Source organism: Ruegeria sp. TM1040, from assembly GCF_000014065.1.
Classification (GTDB): domain Bacteria; phylum Pseudomonadota; class Alphaproteobacteria; order Rhodobacterales; family Rhodobacteraceae; genus Epibacterium.
Genome location: NC_008044.1, coordinates 1939569 through 1962302, shown reverse-complemented (window position 1 = coordinate 1962302; position 22734 = coordinate 1939569). Strand labels below are relative to the sequence as shown.

The 22734-nt window shown below is 62.2% G+C and carries 21 protein-coding genes; 14 read left to right on the top strand and 7 right to left on the bottom strand.

Features of this window, described 5'->3' with window-relative positions:
- Window positions 1-9: 9 nt before the first annotated feature.
- From TM1040_RS13730 to TM1040_RS13720, 3 genes are read left to right on the top strand one after another with little or no spacing between them, the layout of a single operon-like run.
- Window positions 10-717 carry a molecular chaperone DjiA gene (locus TM1040_RS13730; RefSeq protein WP_011539188.1) on the top strand — a complete coding sequence of 236 codons (708 nt, stop codon included), beginning with the start codon at window positions 10-12 and terminating at the stop codon, window positions 715-717.
- Window positions 698-1732, top strand: a complete 1035-nt coding sequence (locus tag TM1040_RS13725; protein ID WP_011539187.1) for an endonuclease/exonuclease/phosphatase family protein — start codon at window positions 698-700, stop codon at window positions 1730-1732. The genes TM1040_RS13730 and TM1040_RS13725 overlap by 20 nt, the downstream gene beginning before the upstream one ends.
- 56 nt (window positions 1733-1788) lie before the next feature.
- Entirely contained in the window at window positions 1789-2196 is a 408-nt protein-coding gene (locus TM1040_RS13720) for a hypothetical protein (RefSeq protein WP_044027196.1), read from the top strand.
- Between the two features lie 67 nt (window positions 2197-2263).
- Here TM1040_RS13720 and TM1040_RS13715 read toward each other — a convergent pair whose 3' ends face one another.
- The 4 genes from TM1040_RS13715 to TM1040_RS13700 form a co-directional block, all read right to left on the bottom strand.
- Entirely contained in the window at window positions 2264-3910 is a 1647-nt protein-coding gene (locus TM1040_RS13715; RefSeq protein ID WP_011539185.1) for a Ppx/GppA family phosphatase, read from the bottom strand.
- A gap of 175 nt (window positions 3911-4085) precedes the next feature.
- Window positions 4086-4763, bottom strand: a complete 678-nt coding sequence (locus tag TM1040_RS13710; protein WP_011539184.1) for a DnaA ATPase domain-containing protein — start codon at window positions 4761-4763, stop codon at window positions 4086-4088.
- Between the two features lie 53 nt (window positions 4764-4816).
- On the bottom strand, window positions 4817-5959 hold the full coding sequence (locus TM1040_RS13705) for an AI-2E family transporter (RefSeq protein WP_011539183.1): 1143 nt from the start codon (window positions 5957-5959) through the stop codon (window positions 4817-4819).
- A 98-nt stretch (window positions 5960-6057) separates the two neighbouring features.
- Window positions 6058-7797 carry a GAF domain-containing hybrid sensor histidine kinase/response regulator gene (locus TM1040_RS13700; protein WP_011539182.1) on the bottom strand — a complete coding sequence of 580 codons (1740 nt, stop codon included), beginning with the start codon at window positions 7795-7797 and terminating at the stop codon, window positions 6058-6060.
- A 336-nt stretch (window positions 7798-8133) separates the two neighbouring features.
- On the opposite strand from TM1040_RS13700, the gene TM1040_RS20360 reads away from it, so the two are divergent.
- The 9 genes from TM1040_RS20360 (at window position 8134) to TM1040_RS13655 (ending at window position 16386) form a co-directional block, all read left to right on the top strand.
- Window positions 8134-8466, top strand: a complete 333-nt coding sequence (locus TM1040_RS20360; protein WP_011539181.1) for a hypothetical protein — start codon at window positions 8134-8136, stop codon at window positions 8464-8466.
- Between the two features lie 192 nt (window positions 8467-8658).
- Entirely contained in the window at window positions 8659-10014 is a 1356-nt protein-coding gene (gene proS / locus TM1040_RS13690) for a proline--tRNA ligase (protein ID WP_011539180.1), read from the top strand.
- 114 nt (window positions 10015-10128) lie between these two features.
- A complete protein-coding gene (locus TM1040_RS13685) occupies window positions 10129-10905 on the top strand; it encodes a hypothetical protein (protein ID WP_011539179.1) in 777 nt (258 codons plus the stop codon).
- Between the two features lie 653 nt (window positions 10906-11558).
- A complete protein-coding gene (locus TM1040_RS13680; RefSeq protein WP_011539178.1) occupies window positions 11559-12089 on the top strand; it encodes a dihydrofolate reductase family protein in 531 nt (176 codons plus the stop codon).
- A 204-nt stretch (window positions 12090-12293) separates the two neighbouring features.
- A complete protein-coding gene (locus TM1040_RS13675; protein WP_011539177.1) occupies window positions 12294-13088 on the top strand; it encodes a GNAT family N-acetyltransferase in 795 nt (264 codons plus the stop codon).
- A gap of 26 nt (window positions 13089-13114) precedes the next feature.
- Entirely contained in the window at window positions 13115-13537 is a 423-nt protein-coding gene (locus tag TM1040_RS13670; RefSeq protein ID WP_011539176.1) for an acyl-CoA thioesterase, read from the top strand.
- Between the two features lie 288 nt (window positions 13538-13825).
- Complete coding sequence (locus TM1040_RS13665) at window positions 13826-14338, top strand: DUF2937 family protein (RefSeq protein WP_011539175.1); 513 nt, start codon at window positions 13826-13828, stop codon at window positions 14336-14338.
- A gap of 88 nt (window positions 14339-14426) precedes the next feature.
- Window positions 14427-15710, top strand: coding sequence for a lipoprotein-releasing ABC transporter permease subunit (locus TM1040_RS13660; RefSeq protein WP_011539174.1), 1284 nt, complete (start codon window positions 14427-14429; stop codon window positions 15708-15710).
- Window positions 15703-16386: an ABC transporter ATP-binding protein gene (locus TM1040_RS13655; RefSeq protein WP_011539173.1), complete on the top strand. Its 684-nt coding sequence runs from the start codon at window positions 15703-15705 to the stop codon at window positions 16384-16386. Before TM1040_RS13660 ends, TM1040_RS13655 begins: the two co-directional genes overlap by 8 nt.
- A gap of 166 nt (window positions 16387-16552) precedes the next feature.
- Here the strand turns inward: TM1040_RS13655 and TM1040_RS13650 are convergent, their stop codons facing one another.
- Complete coding sequence (locus TM1040_RS13650) at window positions 16553-17323, bottom strand: hypothetical protein (protein ID WP_011539172.1); 771 nt, start codon at window positions 17321-17323, stop codon at window positions 16553-16555.
- Window positions 17324-18192: 869 nt separating this feature from the next.
- Between TM1040_RS13650 and TM1040_RS13640 the strand changes: the two genes are divergently transcribed.
- Together TM1040_RS13640 and phaR are read left to right on the top strand one after the other, a co-directional pair.
- Window positions 18193-18639 carry a phasin family protein gene (locus TM1040_RS13640; protein ID WP_011539170.1) on the top strand — a complete coding sequence of 149 codons (447 nt, stop codon included), beginning with the start codon at window positions 18193-18195 and terminating at the stop codon, window positions 18637-18639.
- A gap of 327 nt (window positions 18640-18966) precedes the next feature.
- Complete coding sequence (gene phaR / locus TM1040_RS13635; protein ID WP_011539169.1) at window positions 18967-19524, top strand: polyhydroxyalkanoate synthesis repressor PhaR; 558 nt, start codon at window positions 18967-18969, stop codon at window positions 19522-19524.
- 249 nt (window positions 19525-19773) lie between these two features.
- Here the strand turns inward: phaR and TM1040_RS13630 are convergent, their stop codons facing one another.
- On the bottom strand, window positions 19774-21012 hold the full coding sequence (locus tag TM1040_RS13630) for a DegT/DnrJ/EryC1/StrS family aminotransferase (protein ID WP_011539168.1): 1239 nt from the start codon (window positions 21010-21012) through the stop codon (window positions 19774-19776).
- Window positions 21013-21352: 340 nt separating this feature from the next.
- Window positions 21353-22663, bottom strand: coding sequence for an NAD(P)/FAD-dependent oxidoreductase (locus TM1040_RS13625; protein ID WP_011539167.1), 1311 nt, complete (start codon window positions 22661-22663; stop codon window positions 21353-21355).
- Between the last annotated feature and the right edge of the window lie 71 nt (window positions 22664-22734).

Sequence of the window (22734 nt, the reverse complement as noted above, 5' to 3'; positions counted from 1 at the left end):
ACTGCAGATATGTCGATCTGGACTCGCATAACCGAAGCGCTTGCGGCGCTGACGCAGGGGGAAAGCCTTGCGCAGGTCTTTGACCGTTTGCGCACGCCACCTGAACGCACCGTCGGCTTTACCATTGCCGTGATCGCGCTGGGCGCGAAGATGGCCAAGGCCGACGGGCAGGTCACGCGCGACGAGGTGGCCGCCTTTCGCGAGGTGTTCCAGATCGCAGCCGAGGATGAGGCGCAGGCGGCGCGGGTCTTCAACCTCGCGCGGCAGGACATCGCGGGCTACGACGATTATGCCCGCCGCATCCGCGCGATGTTCTCGGACGATCCTGAAACGCTCTGCGACCTGATGGAGGGGCTGTTCCACATCGCCATTGCCGATGGGTTCTACCACCCCAACGAGGATGTGTTCCTCGAAGAAGTCAGCCGTATCTTCGGGCAGACCGATGCGCAGTTTCGCTCGCTTCGGGCGCGCTTTGTCGAGGATGCGCCCAAGGACCCCCACGAGGTGCTCGGCGTCTCGCCCGGCACCCCGCTTGAGGACATCCGCCGCATTTGGCGTCGCCTGGTGCGCGACAACCACCCCGATGCGATGATGGCACGGGGCGTGCCCCCGGAGGCGGTGCAGCTGGCCGAGAAACGCATGATCGACATCAACCGCGCCTGGGAAGAGATCAGCGGCAAGGCACAGGCCCGCGATCATGCGCCTCAGCACGTATAACATCGAGTGGTTCGAAGCGCTCTTTGACGCGCAGGACCAATTGCAGCTCGACAGCGCGCCCTCGGCCCGACACGAGATCAGCCGCGGCGCGCAGGCCGAAGCGATCGCGGATGTGCTGCGCGCCATCGACGCCGATGGCATTGTCATCATCGAAGCCCCCAACAGCGGCAAACACCAAAGCACCGAACGTGCCCTTGTGCGCTTTGCCGAATGGGCCGGTCTGCGCACCCGCGACGTGGTTATGGGCTTTGCCAATGACACCCGTCAGGAAATCGCGTTCCTGTTTGATTCCAATGTGCTGACGGCCGAACATGCCCCATTGGACACAGCACGCGCGCCGCGTTTTGACGGCACGTTTGAAATGGATCTCGACGTGGACGCCAAGGCCGATCTGGTGCGGTTCTCCAAACCCCCGATGGAACTTCTGGTGACGCCGCGCACAGGTCCGCCCTTTCACCTTATCGGCGCGCATCTGAAATCCAAGGCCCCGCATGGCGCGCGCACCCCGGAGGAGGCCCGCGCCATGTCCATCGCCAACCGTCGCAAGCAACTGGCGCAGGCGGTCTGGCTGCGTGCGCGGGTGGAGGACCGTCTGGAGGCGGGCGCGCCGCTGGTGGTGATGGGGGACTTGAACGACGGGCCCGGCCTTGACGCCTATGAGGCGCTCTTTGGCCGCTCTTCGGTAGAGATCATCATGGGACAAGAACTGTTCGACCCGCACGCGCGGCATCTCCTGCGGCCCAACCAGCAAGGTCTGCCCACATCAGCCCGCTTTTATAACCATCTGGAAGGGCGCTATTTTCAGGCGCTTCTGGATTACATCATGATCTCGCCGCCGCTGCAGGCCTGCGCGCCGCGCTGGCGCATCTGGCACCCGTTCGAGGATGCCGCCTGCTATGGCACGCCGAGCCTGTGCCACGCACTTCTGACGGCCTCGGATCACTTTCCGGTCACGCTGGATCTGGACCTCACGCAGGCCAGCCGCCCCGAGGATGGCGGGGATTTGCAGATCTGACGCAGGTCTGGAAACTCTCACCTATGACGCTCGTGCGGGCGCGCTATACTTGGCTCATGATACAGCATCGACATATCACCTCTCGCCTGGGCCTTGCGCTTGGGGTCTGTCTCGCGCTTGCGGGTCCGCCGCTCTCGGCGCAGGAGGCGCCGACAGAGAACAACGGGGCTGACGGCCCCAGTTTGATGGAGCGCGGGATGGAGCTGTTCTTTGAGGGGCTGCGGCGCGAGATGGAGCCGACCCTCGAAGAGGCCGCGCGCCTCCTTTCGGAGGTCGGCCCCTCGATGCGCAGCTTTCTGGCCGAAATGGGCCCCGCGCTGGCGGAGATTGCGGATCAGGTGGAGGATTGGAGCGTCTACGAGATGCCCGAAATCCTGCCCAATGGCGACATCATCATCCGCCGCAAGGACCCCAAACCCGAGCCCGCGCCAGCCCCTCAGCCCGACGACAGTATCGAGCTCTGAACAGCGCTCTGTTGCGTGAAACTCCGTTGCGTGAAACTCAGGAGCGTGCGGGGTGCAAAGGGCGCGCTCAGTCGCGCGCGTCTTTTTCCAGCAGCGCGCCGCGTCGGCCTGCAACGCTCACACGGACTTCGGCCTTGAGTGTGTTGACGAGGGACATCAGCCGCGACTGCGCCACCTCCCCAAAGAGCGCCGCGCTCTCTGCGGGGAGTTCCACATGCAGCGTGCGTTTGCGCGGCTGCCAGCGCAGGCGGCCAATGTCCTGATCCTCGCCCACCATCAGCATCGCGCCAAAGCGCATCGCCTTGCCTAGAATTTCCGCCTCTTTCTGCTTTTCGGACGGCAGCAGATCATAGAGATGCTCAAAATGGGTGCCCTGACGCTTGTTGCGATAGCGATGCAGCAGCGCCAGCCCCAGAAAGATCCGCTCGGAATGTTTGAGCCCACCAAGGTTGGCGCGGGTGGCGTTGTCAAAACAGACCTCCGCGCGATAATCGGGATGCGCGCGCCAGCTTACGTCATGCAGCACGCAGGCCGCTTTGACGAGCCGCATCTTGGCGTAGGGCGCGCCGGAAAACAGCGGTTTTACAAAGGTGTAGAGCGTCTTCCCAAAGCCCGGAACTCGCGCGTCCTTGGCCTCGGCAAAACGCGCCGCTTCAATGAGCGGATCGCGTTGGCGCAGCCGATCCGGCATCTGCTCATACAAAAGCCCCTCGCGGATGCCATAGCTGGAAATCGCAATGTCCTTGGGGCGGAACGTCTTGATGAGACGCGCCAACACGTCGATTGCATAGGGCACAAGCGCCATCCGCGCCGAGGAGACCCCGCAGTCAGAGCGCAGTTTCTCAAGGTCGTTCTGTTCGATGAACTTGATCGTCTCGCGCACGTCCTTGGCGGTCATGCGGTATTCGTGCTGCACCGTCAGCGGATAGTTGCGCCGCAGCATGTCGAGCCGCGCAATCGCACGCCAGCTCCCCCCCACGAGGAACAGGCGATCCCGCTGATCGCCCAACTGGTCGCGCAAAGAGGCCATCACCTCGTCGATATGCGCCTTGCGTCCCTTGCGCCCGCCCTTGATATCCTTGAGCTTCAGGGGCCCGAGATTGGAGGTCACGCATCGGCCGACCTCGCCGTCCTGAATTTCCGCAAGCTCCATCGAGGATCCGCCGATATCGCAGATCAGCCCATAGGCGCCGGGCCAGCCCAAGAGCACGCCTTGCGCCGAGAGCCGCGCCTCTTCCTCGCCGGTGATGACGCGGATGCGCAGGCCCGTGGCGGCCTCGACCTCGGCGCAGAACTCCGGCCCGTCGCTGGCATCGCGCACCGCCGCGGTGGCCACCACCGTCAGCGGGTCGCTCAAGAGCCCCTTGGCCAGCATCTGGAACCGTTTCAGCGCCTCGAGCGCGCGCGCGCGCCCCTTGGGGTTGAGCTTGCCGGTCTCAGAGAGGCCCGCGCCCAGGCCGCACATGATTTTCTCGTTGTAGAAATAGGCGGGGCTGCGGGCGGCGCCGTCAAAAACCACCAGGCGCACAGAGTTCGACCCCACATCGACCACACCCACCCGGCTCAGGGCGCGGGCATCGGGATCGTCAAAAAGCGGGCGACCAAACGGCCCCCAATCCTCTGCCGCCGCATCAGGCGCTGCGGCCTCCGGGGCATCCGCCACAGGGGGCGTCGTGTCGAGGTCGCGGTGCGGGGCATCGGGCTGAATGGTCATGCAGACTCCGGGGCGTTTTTGCTGGGGTGAGGATGGTCTATCGGGGCGATCAGGTCAATTCGTGCGCAGCGAAAGGCGCCGAAAATCGGGAGATGCTGCGGGCATGGCGTGGCACTTTCGCCAATCACGGTCATTGCTTGGCAGGGCAGAGGTGCTGTCCGTCCAAGCATCGGCGTCAGCCCTTCTGGTCGCTGGACATCAGGCGGATTGCCAGCGCGCGGCTGAGGGTGCGCTGCTCTGCAAGCGCCAGCCGGTCCAGCTGTTCCACCACCGCGGCGGCCGCGGCAAAGCTGCGATCCATGCGTCCCACCAGATAGGGAATCACATCCGGTTTCGGCGTGATCTGGCGGTCATTGAAGAGTTTGGCGAGCACCACCGCCAGCAGCGCATCATCGGGCGCTTCGAGCGCGGCATGAGTCGCCGCCTGCACCCGGCTTTGCAGATCCGCGAGCCCAAGCCCCCAGAGGTTCGGCGCCGGACGGCCCGTCAGCATCAGCCGATGGCCATGGGTCAGAACCATGTTGTGCAGGTGAAAGAGCGCCTTTTGGGCAAGCGCATCCTCGGCAATATCGGGCACGTCCTCGATCGCGACAGGGCCGCTTGCAAGCTCTGGCACATCTGCCTCGGTGAGCGCATGGGCCGGAACCACCCTGGCACCGCTTTCCTTGGCCCAGACATGCGCCAGGTGCGTCTTGCCCGACCCCTTTGGTCCCGTCAGCACCAGCTTGCCCGACGGCCAGGCAAAGGCCGGGTCAATCAGCGCCACTGCCATTGCGTTGGAAGGGGCGACAAAGAAATCATCGCGCCCCAGCGCGGGTTTCGCCGGGAGATCAAAGCTCAGCTGTTCGGACATGGGCAGTCTGCTTGTTACATGCGGGAGAGGGGCTGTGGCTTGCGGGGCGCGGTTCAGATGTCGGTCGGTGTATCCTCGGAGGTGCGGACATTCGCATCCCGGTGTGACAGCCCCTGATAGAGCCGACTGTGCAGATACTGCTCTACTGCGAAACGTGCAACCACCCCGATCACTGCCGCCACCGGCACCGCGACCAACATGCCGACAAACCCAAAGAGCGCGCCAAAGACCGACAGCGCCAGCAGGAGCCAGACCGGGTGCAGCCCGACCGAGTTGCCCACGAGCTTTGGGGTCAGGAAGTTGCCTTCGACCATCTGGCCGATGGCAAAGATCCCCGCCACCAGCGCAATGCGCAGCCAGTCGGTGCCCTGGCGGATCATCTCGCCGTCCGCGCCCTCAAGCGCGCCCCAGAACTGGAACAGCGCCAGACCAATGGCGAGCACGCCGCCGATGATGGCGCCGAGGTAGGGAATGAAGGTCACAAGCCCCGCGACAAAGCCCACCGCAAGGCCAAAATTCAGCCCCACCAGCATCAGGGCCACCGCGTAATAGGTGCCAAGAATGACGCAGACCAACCCCATGCCACGGATAAAGGACGATAGCACCCTGTCGATCTCGCTGGCCAGATGACGCACCACCGGCGCGTGATCGCGTGGCAAGAGCTCGTCAATGCGCGCCACCATCCGGTCCCAGTCCACCAGCAGGTAGACGGCCACCACCGGCACGATCACCAACAGAACCACGATGTTCAGCAGCGACATCGCCGAGCCGACAAAGGTCTGCAGCAGGGTGACGCTCTTGTCCTGAATGATCTGCCACAACCCGGCAAGGGCCTCGCGCAGCTGGCTGTTGTCTTCAAACAGCGACGGAAAGCGCTCCTGCGCAAAGGCGCGCAGGTTGGAGAGCGCCTGCGGCAGCGTCTGCACCAGATCAATCATCTGGTTGATCAGCGCCGGCACGATCAGCAGCAGCAGGATCAAAAAGATCAGCACGGCCCCCACCGTGATCACCGCGGTTGCGCCCTCACGGCTGAGGCCCGCACGTTCCAGCCGGTCGGCCAGCGGGTCGATGATATAGGCGATGGCGCCGCCCAGGATGAAGGGCATCAGCACATTGCCGAGCGCCCACATGACGACAGCGAACAGAACTGCGGCAATGCCCCAGTATTTCAGTTGTTTGCGGGCGGGCAGAGCCATGATGCGGCATCCTCGCGATGGCAAGATACGGATGCGTCAGTGATCGCCCATGCGCTGTGCAGTTGCAAGAGAGAGTTGGCCGCTGGGCGGCTTGGCTCTCACGCGCGGGACGGGGGTTCGAGAAGCAGCGGCGACAGCACCCGCATCAGGTCGGATTGGCGCAGCGGTTTGCCGATCCAGGCATCAAAACCCGAGTCCAGGTAATGCTCGACCTCTTGCTTTTCGGTGCTGCCTGTCACCGCGATACACAGCGCGTCATGCGCCTGATGGCGCGGATCCGCGCGCAGCTTCTTGACCACCTCGGTGCCGGTCTGGCCCGGCATGTGGATGTCCAGCAGCAACACATCATAGGCCCGCGCCACCGCCCGACCGAAGGCATCGCCACCGTCAAAGGCCTTGTCCACCGTCGCGCCGAGGTTCTCGAGCATCTTTTGCAGCACCAGCCGGTTGGCCGGGCTGTCATCGGCGATGAGCACCCGTTTGCCGGACAAGGGCGCATTGGATGGGGCAGGCGGGGGAGATGCAACAGGCGCGGTGTCGCCGATCCCATCCCTTGCCGGGTCATGCACTTTTTCGGCTTCGGGGGCAGATGTGGTCAACGGCAACGGCAGATAGAGGTGAAAGACGGTGCCCCGACCGGGCACGCTCTCGGCGCGGATCCGCCCCTGCATCAGCTCGACCATCTGGTGCACGATCGTCAGACCAAGGCCCGTGCCTCCCTTGGTCTGCGCCACATCGGCACTGGCTTGGGTGTAGGGCAGGAACAGTTTGTCGAGACGGTCCGGCGCAATCCCGCAGCCGCTGTCGCGCAGCGTGAGATGCAGCGCATCCGGGGTGCCATTGATCTGCAGCGATACGCTTCCGTCATCGGTGAATTTGATGGCGTTGCTCAAAAGGTTGCCAAGGATCTGCGCGAGCCGGAACCGGTCGCCATAGCGCTGTTCCTGCGCCTCGATGCCGCGAAAGCTGTGGTTCAGCTCAACGCCTTTCTCGCAGGCCTGGGCCGAGAACAGCTTCATCACGTCATCAACCGTTTCATGCAGGTCAAAGGCCGCTGGGGCCAGTTCGAGCTTGCCGGCATCGATCTTGGCAATGTCGAGCGCATCATTCAGCAGATGCTGAAGGTTGCGCGCAGAGCGGTTGATGGTGCGCAACAGATCGTTCTGCTCGCGCGGGTCCAGATTGACGCGGGAGGCTTCGCGCAGCAACAGATCGACCGAGCCGATGATGCCATTGAGCGGCGTGCGGATCTCGTGGCTCATGTGGGCAAGGTAGGTCTTACGCGCCTCGGCTTCGCGTTTGGCAGTGCGCTCTGCCTCGGCGGCGAGTTCGCGCGCATGTTTCAGGGCGATGACATTGTCGACGGCCACCGCAAGGTGTTGCAGGGTCTTGAGATTGTCCGAGCTCCACTGACGCGGCACGCGATCAATGACGCAGAGCGCACCAATGGGCGTTCCATCCGGCAAATGAATCGGCACCCCCAGATAGGCAACCATCTTGAGGTCGATCACCGCCGCATTGTCACGCAGCTGGGCGTCATTGCGGCTATCGGGCACGATCAGAGGCTGGTTGGCGTCCTGCACAAATTGGCAAAACGAATGAGAGAGCGGTGTCTGACGCAGCACGCTCGACAGCTCGGGCAGGCCCACGCAGCTTTTGAAGAATTGACGATCAAGGCTGCGCTGCACCACAGAGACCAGCGCCGTTGGCGCATCCAGCACTTGGGCAGCGAGCCGGGTCAGATTGTCGATGTCGGAGTCGGGTTGTCGTTGAACGAGGCCAAGTTCGCGCAGCTGCACATCATAGGGATCAGGTGTCAATTTGGCGGCTCGGGTCATGACAAAGCATCTTTAACATCAGGGCATCGGACAAAAACGGGCAGGACGCCCGGCGAGGGAGTGTAAATTCCATTCCTTGAATACGCAAATTTCTACTGAATGTGCCAAAAAACTATATTGAATTGAAAGTATTTTTGCTCTCGGGAATTTCAGCAAGCTGGGATCTGGATGGAGGGCCTCACCAAAAAGCGCGAGGGCACAAGCGTTTATACGGTTTCTTATCAGTGTCCGCTTGTGGGGGCTCAATCGCGGTCGCGGCCCCCGTTATCCAGTATCGAGATCAAAGACACGGGGAAAAATTTGCCGTGTTAACCAGAATCGACTGTTTGGTTTAGTTTGCAACTGGCGCGCATTCACCCGGTTCAAGCGCGCAAAGCCCCGGCTCAAGTCAAGCGCAGTGATGTCTGCGACGGGGGCGACTGGATGACCCGGTCCGCTTGTGGAGCGCAGAGAAACACGCCTGCGTTAATCTCTGCCTTTTCTGAAAAATTATGGCGAGATTCTCATCGCGACGTCGAAATTTGCGCCGATGAATTGAATGCGGCTTTGATAATTTGCGACACAAAAATGCAATCTGCCCTGAATTTGTGCTGGGTGGAGCGTATTTCAGAAAATGAAAACAGATTTCTGCTTTTTGCATTTAGCGAATTATTTCATCTCAAGATTTGAGTTGCGATATTTTTGCGCAATCGCTGCTCAATTCACAGAACCGCGCGGCGTCTGCCCCGGCGAGGCAGGCGCAGGCTCAGGTGCGGGGCCTGCGCGATGCGGGCTCTGGCTGTTTGGCTTGATCTCAACCCTTGTCCGCACCTGCTGCAGCCACTAAACCGGGCAAAACATCTTTCACCGCATGGAGCCATTATGCGCCTGTCTCGCTATTTTCTGCCCGTCCTCAAGGAGACCCCCTCCGAGGCGCAGGTCGTCAGCCACCGTTACATGCTGCGCGCCGGCATGATCAAACAGTCCGCCGCCGGGATCTATTCCTGGCTGCCTCTGGGCTACCGCGTGCTGAAAAAGATCGAAGGCATCGTTCACGAAGAGCAGATGCGCGCCGGTCACATCCCGATGCTGATGCCCACCATCCAGTCGGCTGACCTGTGGCGCGAGTCCGGGCGCTATGACGCCTACGGCGAGGAGATGCTGCGCATCCGCGACCGCCATGACCGCGACATGCTCTTTACGCCAACCGCCGAGGAACTCATCACCGACATCTTCCGCGCCAATGTCTCAAGCTACAAAGACCTGCCGCTGACGATGTATCAGATCCAGTGGAAGTTCCGCGACGAGATCCGCCCGCGCTTTGGCGTGATGCGGGGGCGCGAATTCTACATGAAGGACGGTTACAACTTCGACCTCACCAAAGAGGACGCGCTGCACGCCTACAACCGCCATCTGGTCACCTACCTGCGCACCTATGAGCGCATGGGGCTACAGGCGATCCCGATGCGCGCCGATGGTGGCCCGATTGGTGGCGACTACACCCACGAATTCCTCGTGCTGGCTGAAACCGGCGAATCGGAGGTCTTTTATGACAGCGAGATCACCGATCTGACGTTCGGCGCCCGCGAGATCGACTATGACAATGTTGAACAGTGTCAGGCGGTGCTCGAAGAGTTCACCTCACGTTACGCCCGCACCGACGAGACCCACGACGAGGCGCTGTTCAACGCGGTCCCAGAAGAGCGCCGCCGCGTCGCGCGCGGGATCGAGGTCGGCCAGATCTTCTACTTCGGCACCAAATACTCCGAGGCGCTGGGCGCCACCGTGCAGACCGCCGATGGCCAGAGCGTGCCGGTCCACATGGGCTCGCACGGGATTGGTGTGTCGCGTCTTCTCGGCGCCATCATCGAGGCCAGCCACGACGACAAGGGCATCATCTGGCCCGAAGGTGTGACCCCCTTCCACTGCGGCATCGTGAACCTCAAGCAGGGCGACGATGAAGCGGATGCCGCCTGCGAGCAGCTCTATGCGGCGCTCACCGCCATCGGTCTGGAGCCGCTTTATGATGATCGCAAGGAACGTGCGGGCGGCAAATTCGCCAGCATGGATCTCATTGGCCTGCCATGGCGCATCACCGTCGGCCCGCGCGGTCTGAAGAACGGCGTCGTCGAAGTGACCAGCCGCCGTACCGGCGAAAGCGAAGAAATGAGCCCGGAAGACGCGGTAAAGAAAATCGCCGCGATCTACGCCAACCACCCCACGCCGCGCGGCTTCTGAAGCCACCGGCACATACAGAATTGAGGCCCCGCCCGACAGGTCCGTCGGGCGGGGTTTTTCTGTGCCGCATGTTATGTAACAGTCCGAGCATATTACAGTTCGGATATTCCCACGATGCAACTTTCACTTGATGATCCGCTTTGGGACCATTTGCCCGGCGCTCACGGCGTGGAGGATGTGCGGGGACCTCTTTCCAGCCTCCTAGCGGAATGGGACCCGGAGCTGTGCAACATGTTGCTGTGGGACCGCCTTTATCATCAGGAATCGCTCTACCCGGCCACTTGGGCGGCATTGCCGTGGCTCTGGCAGATCGCAGGTCGCCACGCGGATGCGGTGGCACCGCTCTTTGATTTTTTCGCCCATCTTCTCGCTCTGGCCAAACGCACGCCTGCAAGCTACTGCGCCTACGAAGGATTGCCGCTCTCGGGGGCGGATCTGGGTCACTGGCATGTCTCGGCCCCACCCGCGATGATCCCGCCTGCGGATGCGCTGTTTGAGGCGCTGGTGGTTTGGATCGAACCATGGGCCGTGCAGGTCTGTCGTGCGTTGAACACGTTGATCGAGGGCGCAGATCGCGCGCAGGCTGCTCACTACTTGCGCGGAGTTACCGCTTGGGAGCATCCCGAGCACGAGAGTTTTGAGCGGGCGCTCGGGTTTCTGGCCGATGGCTGGTCAATCGAAGAGATGCTCGAAACCTTGGAGGCAGACGAGGACGTGCCGTTTCACATGAGCGCGCGCGACATCAGTTTTGCAGCGCAGGAGGCCGCGCGTTTGCAAGGACTGTGCCCTGATTTGGCCACAGATATCCGTGCGCTGGTTGATGCTGTGTCGACGGACCGTCCCGAGACACCCACGCAGCCGCACCCGGATCAGAAGTCCTTGTTCAGGTAGCTAGCCGCGACGTTGCATCAAAGGAGAGGGTGTCTTTTGTTTTAGGGTATGGCTTGCAACAGCACGCTCTCTTGCGCGTTGCAAAAGCTGGTGCCATGTCATTGTGCGCCCGCTTTGATCTCAGATTGTAAGAGGCTACGACCAGCACAAGCGCCCAGTCAAACCGAGACGACGGAGCCGTGAGCAAGCGCGTCTCTGGTCTGTGTTCCTCAAACGCAATCAACGTGAAATCAGCACGCGCTTTGCTCGATCAATTCTGAAGGCGGTTGCAGTCCAAATCTCACAAAACTCGAGGATCTACGGAGCTTTCGGAAAGTGGGCTCATGAAACTTCTTGCGCCAACTTTGCGTGGCGTGGAAGGCCGTTCGCCATTTGCAGGCAGCGCTCGTTGAAAGTATCCGCACAGATCCCCTTTTCCCCTCCGGTCCCCAGTTTCCCCTCCGGTCCCCAGTTTCCCCGCCGGTCCCCAGCTCAACGCAGAAATGGGCCGGTATTTCCCCTTTACCCTTCACAGCGGTGCGCGCCCGTTGCGCCTGACCTACGCGCCTGCTAGCGTCCTTCCACGCAAGAGGAGTGCCCTGACAGTGACCAAGTAAGTTCCACGACAATCAAAGCCCACGGGCTTTACTGGAACTCTCACGCAGGAGCACAGCATGCATCCCGTCATCTATGATGTCGCCGTCTCGCTCGACGGCTTTATCTCCGGTCCGGCCGGAGACATTTCGAAATTCGCCCATGAAGGCCCGGTCGTCGAAGACTACTACAACCGGCTCGGTGGCTATAAACTGGCGCTCATGGGGCGCAAGACCTACGAGTTCGGATATGAATTCGGTATGGAGCCCGGTCAAAACCCCTATCCGCACATGCGGTCGATTGTGGTTTCCGACAGTCTGCAATTGCCCGAGACCTCCGAGGTTACTGTCCTGAAACGCCCCGGCGCCGAGGGCCTCCGCGCCGAGATCGCGCGCGCCGAGGGGCCTGTCTATCTCTGCGGGGGCGGCGCCTTTGCGGGTTGGATGCTCAAGCATCAGCTGATCGACAGGCTCATCCTCAAACGCGCGCCCTGTGTCTTGGGTCAAGGCGTGCCGCTCTTTGGCGCAGATGCCCCGGCGGTGACAATGGAGCGCACCGCGACGACCCCATACCAGAACGGCTACCTCCTGGAGCGGTTCTTGTTGCGCTAAGCCCGGCGCAGGTTTTGCAACACCGATCCCGTCCGGCGTATGCGCTGGGCGGGGCATGGGGCGGGATGCCGAACCGCGCTCGGCCTGAGCGACGGTGCGCAATGGCATCATTTCTGGTATGCTTTGCTTGGCATGAACCGCGGGGGCTTACCCCTTCGGCCTCGCCCACTGATCATCAGAGGGCCAGGAGCGAAAGGTATCAACATGGACAGGTCCCCATACTATGGCACCGACAAGATCATGGCGCTGCAACGCGCACGTGACGCGCAGGTCGCTGACTTTGCCGATCTTGCGGGTGCCGTGATCCATGCGCGCACCTTCTCGAGCGATGACCCGGCTGCGCTGGGATGGGACTATCTGAAAAAGGTGATGGCCGATGAAGGCATGGTCACCTTGCGCGGGGCAGATCAGGCGACGATTGCGGCGGCCAAATCCGAGCTGAGCGACTTTGACCCCAGGCTTCACGTCTGGGACCTGTTTATGGCCGATGCCGAAACCATTCGCAGGGTCTGTGACCCCATCGTTCAAAACAGCCTTCCTGCCGGCATGAGACAAATCTCCGAGGCTGAAATGACCCCAGAAAAAGCCAGGGAGGTTCAGGTCTTTTTGACCCAGCAGGGGGTCTCGCCTTTCTCGACAGATGCGCTTTTGGGGAGGTTGTTTCCCGCCAGATTAATCGCGCTGCAAAACGCAAGCGACAGGATCGCCGCCGCTGGATTTGCAGCCATGACGCACAATCGCCATAGCCCGTTCTTCAACTCGGCTTGGGTGGGACTGATTGCGGTTGATCCCGAACTGCGGGGGCTCGGGCTTGGGAAACATGTGGATGCGATATGCAACCTCGTGGCCGTGACTGAACTTGGCGCGGCCGCCACGATGGAGTTTGTTGCGCCGGACAATGCCCCCTCACGGGCCATGCTCGAAAGCTGCGGCCTGAGGCAGGTTGAAGGCAAATCGGTGGTTATGTTCTCCACATCCACCGACCGCCTCACGCGCTAGTCCCCGATCTTTTCAGAGGAGAAACCATGCCAGCCTTTCTGTCTTTTCGCTCCGTCGTTGATCCTGCCGATTGCGATTTTCTCGGGCATATGAACGTCTCACGCTATTTCGCGGCCTGCTCTGATGGGGTGTTTGCCATACAGTCGGAGATGGGTCTGACCGCCTCCGATATGCGCGAGGGGCGGCGGCTCTCGTTTGCCGTGGTGAACGTGCAAAGCAACTTCCGGGCAGAGCTGGCGGCAGGGGATGCGATCCGGCTGGAAACAAGCATCATCGATGTGGGAACAAAATCGATGACATTTCGCCACCGTATGTTCCGCGCCGATGAAAATCTGCTCGCCTTTGAGACGGTCTTCAAATGCGTGATGTTTGACCTTGAGGCGCGGATCTCCAGAGACATCCCGGACGAGGTGCGTGCCCGAGCGTCACAATTTCTCGAGGAGGCCTGAAGGCCGCATCAGGCCCTGTTCGCCGATGCCGCTGACCCGGATCGGCCATGATGAGAGGCCGCTTTGCCGGGGCCGCGTGGCCTTGGGTCGGGCGGTGGCGCGGTGTTTCTGACCCTTCGCAACCAGCCCCAGCCAGACCAGCCCCAGCCAGAAATGGGCCTGTTTTATCCCCTTTCCCCCTTCACAATGGCGCGGGGCGCGCGTTTCATGGCGGCCTCTGCCCCAAGGCGGAGCAGCAAGAACGCTAAGCGGTGCTTGGGGCGGCAAGAACAACGAGGGACGGCGACGATGATCACGCGGATGGTGACACTCTTGGGCGGCGCGGGCGCGGGCTTGGGCCTGTCGCAATTCCCGGCCTATGCGCAGGCCTATCTGCAACGTCTCGGGGGCCATGTGGATGCGCTGCGACGCACCGTGGCCGAGTTTGACGCCGATGCCGCCGCGCTTGGGCTTGAGCGGCACGCGGCCCTTGTGCAGCTTGCGCAGGGCGGAGAGATGGGCGCCGCACGGGCCGAAACCATGGCGGCCACCATCGACCGCTATGGCAGGCTCTCGTCCGATCTGCACGAGTTGAGCGCCATGGCGCCGGTGGAACGCGCGCTGCATCTGGGCCGCTTTGCCGAGGCCGAGATCGCCTCTGCCACCCTCAGCGCCTTTGAACCTGCGGTTGCGGTCTCGTTGGATGCGCTGCTGCTGGCGGCCATTGGTGCGCTCGTGGGGGGCGGTCTGATCTGGGGGATGATGGCAGGCGGGCGGCGTGTCCTTGCGCGGCGACCGGCTGGGCGCGACAGGCTTGCTTGACCCGGTCTCTGCACGCCCCTAGGGTCTGCGCGAGATCTGCATCGCGGCTGCGATGCCCTATGTTCACCGCGAGAGGAACACCTCCTAAATGGCTGCGACTGCGCCTTTTTCCCGTTTCGAATGGATGATTGCCTGGCGCTATCTGCGCGCCCGCCGCAGCGAAGGCGGTGTCTCGGTGATGACCTGGATTTCCCTTATTGGGATCACACTGGCGGTCTTTGCGCTGATCGCCACCCTTGCGGTGCGCTCGGGCTTTCGGTCGGAATTCGTGGGCACCATTCTGGGCGCCAATGCCCATGCCACGGTCTATGCTCATGGCACGGTCACGGCGGCTGGCACGCTGGATCGACGCATCACCGATTATGCGGCATTGGCTGAGGCAGTGGGGCAGGTGCCCGGCGTGTTGCAGGCCGCGCCCTTGATCAAGGGGCAGGTGATGGCCAGCCGGGGGGATCGCAACGCCGGCGTGCAGGTCTATGGCATCCACGCCGAAGACCTGGCCAAAATTCCGGGTGTTGCCCAAAGCGACGTGGCCTATGGCGATCTTGGCCGCTTTGACGACGGCATCGCGCTTGGCTCCGGTGTGGCCCGCACGCTGGGCCTTGGGATCGGGGACAAGGTCAAGCTGATCTCACCCAACGGGGTCAAGACCGCCTTTGGCACCAGCCCGCGCGTGAATGCCTATGAGGTGGTCTATGTCTTTACCGCAGGGCGCTATGACATCGACAACACCCGCGCCTATCTGCCCTTTGCCGAGGCGCAGAGCTATTTCAACCGCGAAGGTGTTGCCGACGAGATCGAGGTCATGGTGGCCGATCCCGAAGCTGTCGATCAATATGTGCTGCCTTTGCTGCAGGCCGCAGGGCAGGGATATGGCGTCTGGAGCTGGCGCGACAGCTCCGGCGGGTTTCTGCGCGCCCTGGAGGTCGAGGACAACGTGATGTTCGTGATCCTGTCGATCCTGGTGCTGATCGCGACGATGAACATCGTCTCTGGCCTCATCATGCTGGTGAAAAACAAGGGCCGGGACATCGGCATCCTGCGTACCATCGGCCTCAGCGAAGGGTCGGTGATGCGGGTGTTCTTCATCTGCGGGTCGATCACCGGCGTGATCGGCACCGTGCTGGGCGTGATCCTCGGCTGCCTTTTTGCGATATATATCGACCCGATCTTTTCTTTTGTGAACTATGTGATGGGCGGCGGGGTCTGGGATCCGTCGATCCGGGGCATCTATGCACTGCCTGCGGAACTGCGCGCAGGCGATGTGATCTCGGCCGTGAGTCTGTCGCTGGGCTTGTCGTTTGTCGTGACCATCTTCCCGGCCCGACGTGCGGCACGGCTCAACCCGGTGGAGGCGCTGCGCTATGAGTGAGGTGACGCTGAAAATCGAAGGCCTGAGGAAGACCTATCTGGCTGGCACCCCTGGTGAGGTTGCGGTTCTGCGCGGCGTGGATCTGACCCTGCATGCGGGCGAGGTTGTGGCGCTGGTGGCGCCCTCGGGGGCGGGTAAATCGACGCTTCTGCAGATTGCCGGGCTTCTGGATGTGGCCGACGCAGGCCGGGTGGAGATTGCCGGGCAGGACATGGCGGGCGCGCGCGATCGCAAACGCACGCGGGTGCGGCGGCAGGATGTGGGTTTTGTCTATCAGTTCCACCATCTGCTGCCGGAGTTCTCGGCGCTGGAGAATATCGTGCTGCCGCAACTCGCCAATGGCATCTCGCAGCGGGACGCCGAAGCGCGCGGCGCCGAGCTCCTGGCGCTTGTGGGGCTCGAAACCCGCGCCGCGCATCGCCCCGCGGCGCTTTCCGGCGGCGAGCAGCAACGGGTGGCGTTCTGTCGCGCCCTGGCCAATCGCCCGCGGCTGTTGCTCGCGGATGAGCCAACCGGAAACCTGGACCCGGCGACGTCGGATCAAGTGTTCGAAGTGCTGATGCAATTGGTGTCCGAGACGGGTCTTTCGGCGCTGATCGCCACGCATAATCTTGAGCTGGCCGCAAGAATGGACCGGGTGTTGCATCTTGAGGACGGCGTTCTGGTCGAGCGCTGAACGCGGTGCTCTCTGGCGTGTGGCAGGATGCGAGGCTCTGCCTCGCGCTCCGGGATATTTGTGGTCAGAAGAAGGCCGGCGCGCGCCCCACTTCTTCTAACGGAAAATATCCCGGGGGAGGCCCGCAGGGCCGGGGGCAGAGCCCCTCCAAGACAGACGCTTTGCCTCAATCGCAGATGCCGGCCACTTTGGCATCTTTCCACGGCAGATACACATCGCTTTCGCGGCTTTGCGGGAGGTCAGAGACCGGCATCACCCTTGCGAGCATCGCGTGCAGGCGCTGGGTGCGGGCAGCGTCAGGGGCGAGGGCGCGGCAGCAGACGTATTCTTCGACAATGGTGCCTTGCTGCTCGTAGCCGTAGGCGAGGAAATCCGCGGGCCCGTCCAGATCAAAGAGATAGGGATCGCTGGAGCGGCTGTGCTCGCCAAGCGCCTTGAGCGGGGTATAGCCGGTAACTGCGCGGTTTTGCCATTGCCAGACATGGGTGGCCTCATGCGCGAGGAGCATTGCTTCGACGAGGTGGAGCGCCTCCGGGTATTCGGGGGTGTAGTCTGGGAGGAACCAGTCCCGCGTGAAGAAGATGTGGTTGAACAGCGCCAATGCGGCGGGAGAGGCGGTGACCAGCTCGCCAGCCGGGCGCGGCGGCAGGATGCGTTCGCGGCAGGTCACGCGTGGGCGCTGAGGGCGGCGAAAGGTCACCGCGCGCAGGGGCGCCCCCTCGACGAGGCGCAGGCGGCTGTAGTCGAGACTCTCACCGTGGATCTTGCCGAGAAACATCTGTTCGCGCTCTGTCGGGCTGCGTCCACAGGCCGACAGAAGTAGGGCGAGGAGGCAAAATGTGAGGCTCAGTCCGAGCCATGAAGCGCCCCTTGAGACGCGGCGCGGCTGAAACCGTGCGAGAAGGAGAGAGCATTTTGATGCAGGCGCAGGGGGCATGAGGATCCGGTTTGGCAAATGCGGCTTGGGAAGAGCGAGAGCGACCAGAATGCGGCGCAACAGAACGGAGCGCAACCTGCGCCTAGCTTGCGTGCTCAATTGCGCGGGCGCGCGTCACGGGGCGACCAAAGCCCGGGCGCGGCGAAGCGGCCATGGCGCACAGCGCGCATGCTGAAACCACTGGCGCGCGCGCCACGGCTGCGCCAATGAGGCCCGTCGAGACAGACGCGCCTCTTCTGCCCGGTTGATGTGATCGATCCGCTGGTGGTCTGCCGGTCGGTTGTCTGGGTGCCCCGTCGAAGTGCCGGATCTCTGTGGCGGGGGCGTTTGGTGGCTGAGATCAGCCCGGAAGGCATAAAGAGCGAAATGGCGGCGCCGCCACCAGAGATGCAATCCCCGGGGAGGCGGAGAGATGGTGCGGGCGAGGCCCGCATCTGGTCCTGATCCCCTGCACCCAATGAGGGGGTGGTCTCTGGGGCCTGTTCTCCTTGGGCTGTGGGGTGTCAGGCCACGGCCCGGTATCGCGATCCCTTCACAATGACAGAGGCTGCTTAATTTCTGTTCAGGACAGCGTGCGCTGGCGGCGCAAGGGGCTCTGTGCGCGCTCGATCTCGGTGAAGCCCTTGCAAATAAGGGGTGCAAGGCGTCAGGCTGGGGCTGTGACGCCCGTGCCAAACGTTTGCACCGCATCAGGTTGCCGCCCTTTGGGCGCGCGGCGATTTCATAAAATCAGGATGAAATTTCTGCAACGCAGCAAAAATTACTTGAAATGCTGCGGTGCGGCATGCATATTGGGGTCAACGGCGGGGATGTCCTGCCAGGACCCCACCGGCGCGTCGCCGGGGACACGTAAATAAGGAATGAGTACGATGGCTAAGACCCAAGATTTTTCCGCGATGATGAAAGACATGATGGCATCCTTCCCTGTGGACACCTCCGCAATGGAAGGCTTCTTCAAAAGCTCCGCAGCCCTCAACGAGAAACTCTCTGCAGTTGCTCTGGATGCGGCTGAGAAAAACGCCGAGATTTCCTCCAAGTGGACCAAAGACACCCTGACCAAGATGGGTGAAATCTCCAAAGCAAAGACCGAGCCTGCGGATTACGCCAAAGCGGCCACCGACTTTGCATCTGCTTCCGCTGAAGTTGCTGCCGAAAACATGGCCGCCTTTGCCGAAGTTGCAAAAAAGGTCCAGATGGACACCGTTGAGCTGCTGATGGCGGCTGGCAAGGACATGTCCGAAGAAGCAAGCGCTGTTGTGAAGAAGGCCACCGAAGAGGTCTCCACCGCAGCCAAGAAAGCAGCTGCTGCAAAGTAAGCGCTGCCCGGAAAGTCCGGGGGCTTGTTTAGCTCTCCTCCCTAGAGACAATCCCCCGAAGAAGAAGGGCAGGCCCAGCGCCTGCCCTTTTTGTATGGCTGATTTTGTGAGGTTGCGCGGGTCTTGGGCCTTGGGCCATGGCGCGCGATGGGGGCAAAGCGCGGCAGGGCAGAGCGTGCAGCTGCAGCGACGCCCGTGTTCCCCGGCATAATCCTGTGCTGTCCTGCGACGGCATCGGCGGCATCTCCTTTTGCTTTCAGCACTTTCTTTTTGAGACAGGCTCGCCTAGGGTTTTCTGCAACGCGCAGATGTTCGGGAGAGAAAAGAATGGCGGAACAGGATAAGCCTCTGCTGATCAAACGCTATGCCAGTCGCAGGCTCTACAATACGGAGACCAGCGATTACGTGACACTGGAAGACATCGCCGGTTTTATCCGCGATGGGCGGGAAGTGCAGATCATTGATCTCAAGACCGGGGATGACCTGACCCGACAGTATCTGCTTCAGATCATTGCCGAGCATGAGAGCCGGGGCGAAAATGTGCTGCCGGTCAATGTGCTGAATGATCTGGTGCGCAGCTACATGGTGCCCGGAGGCGGGGTGATGCCGCAGTTTCTGCAGGCTTCTTTTGACATGTTTCGCGACAGCCAGTCGAAGATGATGGAGAACATGAATGCGATGAACCCGATGGCGCAGATGCCCGGGTTCGAGGCAATGAAAGCCCAGCAGGAAGCGTTTCTGAAGGCCATGACCGGCGGCTTTGGCGGCGGCTGGACCGGCGGCGGTGGCGAGGACGGCAGCCCTGCGGCAGAGGGCGAAGAAGATCTGGGCGACATCAAACGCCAACTAGCCGAGTTGCAAGAGAAGCTCTCCAAGCTGAGCTGAGACGGCAGAGTGCCACCCGTGATAAGAAAGCCCCGGATAATCCGGGGCTTTTTTGCGTTTGGGGGTGCGCGTGGACATGCTGCGCGGGAGCGCTCCCGCCCGCCTGCGCCACATCAAGATGTGGCGCCGCCCGTTGGGCCGGGCGCCGCGCTGTCGCGCGGCGGGGGATCGGGCGCTGATGTAGGGTCTCAACAAGATAGGGCCGCGCTCTGACGCGGCCCTATTGGGATGGTGCAAGGGGGGGCTGCCTCAGGCGGCGGCGCGGGCCATGGTTTCCTCGACCGAGGACAGCAGGATTTGGGCGATCACGTCCAACTCGTCTTGCGTCAACCGGACCGGCAGGCGCACATCGCAGGCGCGCATCAGCATGGCGCGGGTTTCAGGCAACTCTGGCAGATCCTTGAGGAACTGCCAGTTCCAGAACGCGCGCGCGTTGTCCGTCGAGCGGCCAAAGATCTGAACCTTCACACCTTTGTCGGCGGTGGCCTTTGCAAAGGCCTCGATCTGCGCATCATCCATGCCCACCAGGTTGAACTGGATCGAGTCCGGGGCGCGCCGCTCCGGCGCCAGCGGCGCGGGGACGTGGAAATTGGCATGCGCATTCAGTTTTGCCGCCACATAGTCGTGGTTCTTCAGCCCGTCCGCGACCCGGCGCGCGAGCTCGGGGATCTGGGGGCGAATGACCGCGGCCGAAAGGTTGCTCATCCGCAGGTTATAAAGCGGCAGCAGGTTCTGCCAGCGGCCAAAAGCCTCTGCCAGCGCGGTGCCATTGTCGCCACGGGCGGGTTTGTGTTTCTGCCAGTTGTGCTCGTAGGCGCCGGACATGATCACCGCGCGCGCCACCACATCGGCGTCATTGGTCACGAGGATCCCGCCTTCGCCGGCGTTCAGCATCTTGTAGGACTGAAACGAGAAACAGCCCACTTTGCCGATCGTGCCGATGTTGCGACCGTGCCAGGTGGTACCAAGCGAATGGGCCGCATCCTCGACTACGGGAATGTCGCGCGCCTCGCAGAGCGCCATGATCGCGTCCATGTCCGAGGTGTGCCCGCGCATGTGTGAGATGATCACCGCCGCGATGTCCTGATCGAGCTTGGCCTCGAAATCGGCCATGTTGATGCGGTAGTTCTCTCCGACCTCGCAAAGCACCGGCACACAGTCCGCATGGACCACCGATGACGGCACCGCCGCAAAGGTAAAGCCGGGGATCAAGACCCGCGCATCCCGGGGCAGATCCAGCGCCTTCAGCGACAAGAACAGCGCCGCCGAACAGGACGACACCGCCAGCGCATATTTCGACCCCAACAGCTCGGCAAACTCTGTCTCAAGGAGCGAGACCGGCGCATCCTGCGGCGCGGTATAGCGAAACAGATCGCCTGATTGCATCAAGGCCTCGATCGCGTCACGCGCCGCCTCAGGGATCGGTTCGCCCTGGTGCACGTTTGGAACCTCGGTGTTCGGGACCTGTGGAGAGGATGCCTGCTTCATATTTCAAAATCCTGAATTTACCTTTTCAAAATTATAAAACAACGGCGCAACAATGCCAAGGAGTCCCCCGCGTTCCGGGGTTTGGTTGACAGGAATTTCACGAAACTGTTGCCTTCAGACGGGGGATTTTACCCTCAGAAAGCGCCGGGCGACCCGCCGCGCAAAAAAGCAGATTCGCTGGATTTCGCTCTGCTTCATCTTTTCAAAAATATCTCGGGGGTCCCGGGGGCGGAGCCCCCCAACAGACAACAACCTTGGGCAGAGCCCCCGAACTTTTAGACTGTGGGCAGAGCCCCCGGGCATCTCAAACTGCGGGCAAGGCCCCCGACGTCAGGCCGGATCAGATCCCCAACCGGTCGCGCAAGGAGAACCACGTCATCGCCAGCACCAGAAGCGGAGAGCGCATCCTGGGGCCACCCGGGAAGGGCGTCGTGGGAATGCGCGCCATCGTGTTGAACCCCTCGCTCTGGCCTGCGATGGCCTCTGCCAGCAGCCGCCCCGCATGGGTGGCGGTGCCGACCCCATGACCGCTATACCCTGAGGCCGAGAGGATCCGCGGCGACACCCGCGCCAGATAGGGCAGACGCTTCATGGTGATCCCCAGGGTGCCGCCCCAGGCGTAGTCGATCTTTACATCATGAAGATGCGGAAAGATCTCCGTCATGGGTTTGCGCACCTTGGCGGCAATGTCGCTCGGGAAGCGATAACCATAGCTTTCTCCGCCGCCAAACAGCAGCCGCTTGTCATGGCTCAGGCGAAAATAGTTCACCACGAATTTGCTGTCCGCCACGGCCACATCGCGCGCCAGAACCTGCGCGGCGTCATCGCCCAGAGGCTCGGTGGCGGCGACAAAATTGTTGATCGGCATCACGCGTGTGGCGACCTGCTCGTTGAGCCCGCCGAGATAGCCGTTGCAGGCCAGTATAACGTGATCGGCCCGCACGGTGCCCTCGCCCGTGCGCACTTCCACCTGCGGTCCGTCCTCGATGGCAAAGACTTCGCTGCGCTCATAGATCTGCGCACCGGCCTCTGCAGCGGCCCGCGCCAGACCCAGCGCAAAATTCAACGGGTGCAGATGCCCCGCGCCATGATCCAGAATACCGCCCTTGTAGGCCGGGGAGGGGCACATGGCGTGGCAGGCGTCCTGATCCAGAAACTCAATCTGATCATAGCCATAGCGGTCTTCAAGGTGGCGACCGTAGTCATGAAGATGCGTCACATCGCCCGAACGTTCCGCAGTCCAGGCCACGCCCGGCTTCAGGTGGCAGTCGATCTGGTGCTTGGAGATCAGGTCTTTGACGAGGTCCTTGGCCTCTTCGCCGAGGCGCCACAGGTGGGCGGCATCCTCGGCGCCCACCATTTTCTCCAGCACCTCCTGGTCCTGGCGCTGGCCGGACCCGAGCTGCCCACCATTGCGCCCGGACGCCCCAAAGCCCACACGCTGCGCATCCAACAGCACTACGGAGCGGCCCGCCTCGGCCAGATGCAGCGCCGCCGAGAGCCCGGTGTAGCCCGCGCCCACAATGCAGACATCCGCCCTGACCCCACCCGTCAAAGACGGGTAATGCACCCCCGGCGTTGCGGTGGCGGCGTACCAGCTTTGGGGGTATTTTCCGGGTCGGTCGTTTGCATGCAGCAGGTTCAGCGTCATCGGGTCGGCCTCGTCTTTCGCCCCGGCAGGCGGCACAGGCCGACCGGGGACTTCATCTTTTGATAAATACC

What these genes read in the sequence shown, in the direction of transcription:
- TM1040_RS13650 (WP_011539172.1), bottom strand. Translation starts at nt 17,323, where the DNA reads ATGCCCCCTGCGCCTGCATCAAAATGCTCTCTCCTTCTCGCACGGTTT.
- TM1040_RS13675 (WP_011539177.1), top strand. Translation starts at nt 12,294, where the DNA reads ATGGACAGGTCCCCATACTATGGCACCGACAAGATCATGGCGCTGCAA.
- TM1040_RS13660 (WP_011539174.1), top strand. Translation starts at nt 14,427, where the DNA reads ATGGCTGCGACTGCGCCTTTTTCCCGTTTCGAATGGATGATTGCCTGG.
- TM1040_RS13710 (WP_011539184.1), bottom strand. Translation starts at nt 4,763, where the DNA reads ATGTCCGAACAGCTGAGCTTTGATCTCCCGGCGAAACCCGCGCTGGGG.
- TM1040_RS13685 (WP_011539179.1), top strand. Translation starts at nt 10,129, where the DNA reads ATGCAACTTTCACTTGATGATCCGCTTTGGGACCATTTGCCCGGCGCT.
- TM1040_RS13705 (WP_011539183.1), bottom strand. Translation starts at nt 5,959, where the DNA reads ATGGCTCTGCCCGCCCGCAAACAACTGAAATACTGGGGCATTGCCGCA.
- phaR (WP_011539169.1), top strand. Translation starts at nt 18,967, where the DNA reads ATGGCGGAACAGGATAAGCCTCTGCTGATCAAACGCTATGCCAGTCGC.
- TM1040_RS13625 (WP_011539167.1), bottom strand. Translation starts at nt 22,663, where the DNA reads ATGACGCTGAACCTGCTGCATGCAAACGACCGACCCGGAAAATACCCC.
- TM1040_RS13720 (WP_044027196.1), top strand. Translation starts at nt 1,789, where the DNA reads ATGATACAGCATCGACATATCACCTCTCGCCTGGGCCTTGCGCTTGGG.
- TM1040_RS13680 (WP_011539178.1), top strand. Translation starts at nt 11,559, where the DNA reads ATGCATCCCGTCATCTATGATGTCGCCGTCTCGCTCGACGGCTTTATC.
- TM1040_RS13715 (WP_011539185.1), bottom strand. Translation starts at nt 3,910, where the DNA reads ATGACCATTCAGCCCGATGCCCCGCACCGCGACCTCGACACGACGCCC.
- TM1040_RS13725 (WP_011539187.1), top strand. Translation starts at nt 698, where the DNA reads ATGCGCCTCAGCACGTATAACATCGAGTGGTTCGAAGCGCTCTTTGAC.
- TM1040_RS13630 (WP_011539168.1), bottom strand. Translation starts at nt 21,012, where the DNA reads ATGAAGCAGGCATCCTCTCCACAGGTCCCGAACACCGAGGTTCCAAAC.
- TM1040_RS13665 (WP_011539175.1), top strand. Translation starts at nt 13,826, where the DNA reads ATGATCACGCGGATGGTGACACTCTTGGGCGGCGCGGGCGCGGGCTTG.
- TM1040_RS13640 (WP_011539170.1), top strand. Translation starts at nt 18,193, where the DNA reads ATGGCTAAGACCCAAGATTTTTCCGCGATGATGAAAGACATGATGGCA.
- TM1040_RS13730 (WP_011539188.1), top strand. Translation starts at nt 10, where the DNA reads ATGTCGATCTGGACTCGCATAACCGAAGCGCTTGCGGCGCTGACGCAG.
- TM1040_RS13670 (WP_011539176.1), top strand. Translation starts at nt 13,115, where the DNA reads ATGCCAGCCTTTCTGTCTTTTCGCTCCGTCGTTGATCCTGCCGATTGC.
- proS (WP_011539180.1), top strand. Translation starts at nt 8,659, where the DNA reads ATGCGCCTGTCTCGCTATTTTCTGCCCGTCCTCAAGGAGACCCCCTCC.
- TM1040_RS13655 (WP_011539173.1), top strand. Translation starts at nt 15,703, where the DNA reads ATGAGTGAGGTGACGCTGAAAATCGAAGGCCTGAGGAAGACCTATCTG.
- TM1040_RS13700 (WP_011539182.1), bottom strand. Translation starts at nt 7,797, where the DNA reads ATGACCCGAGCCGCCAAATTGACACCTGATCCCTATGATGTGCAGCTG.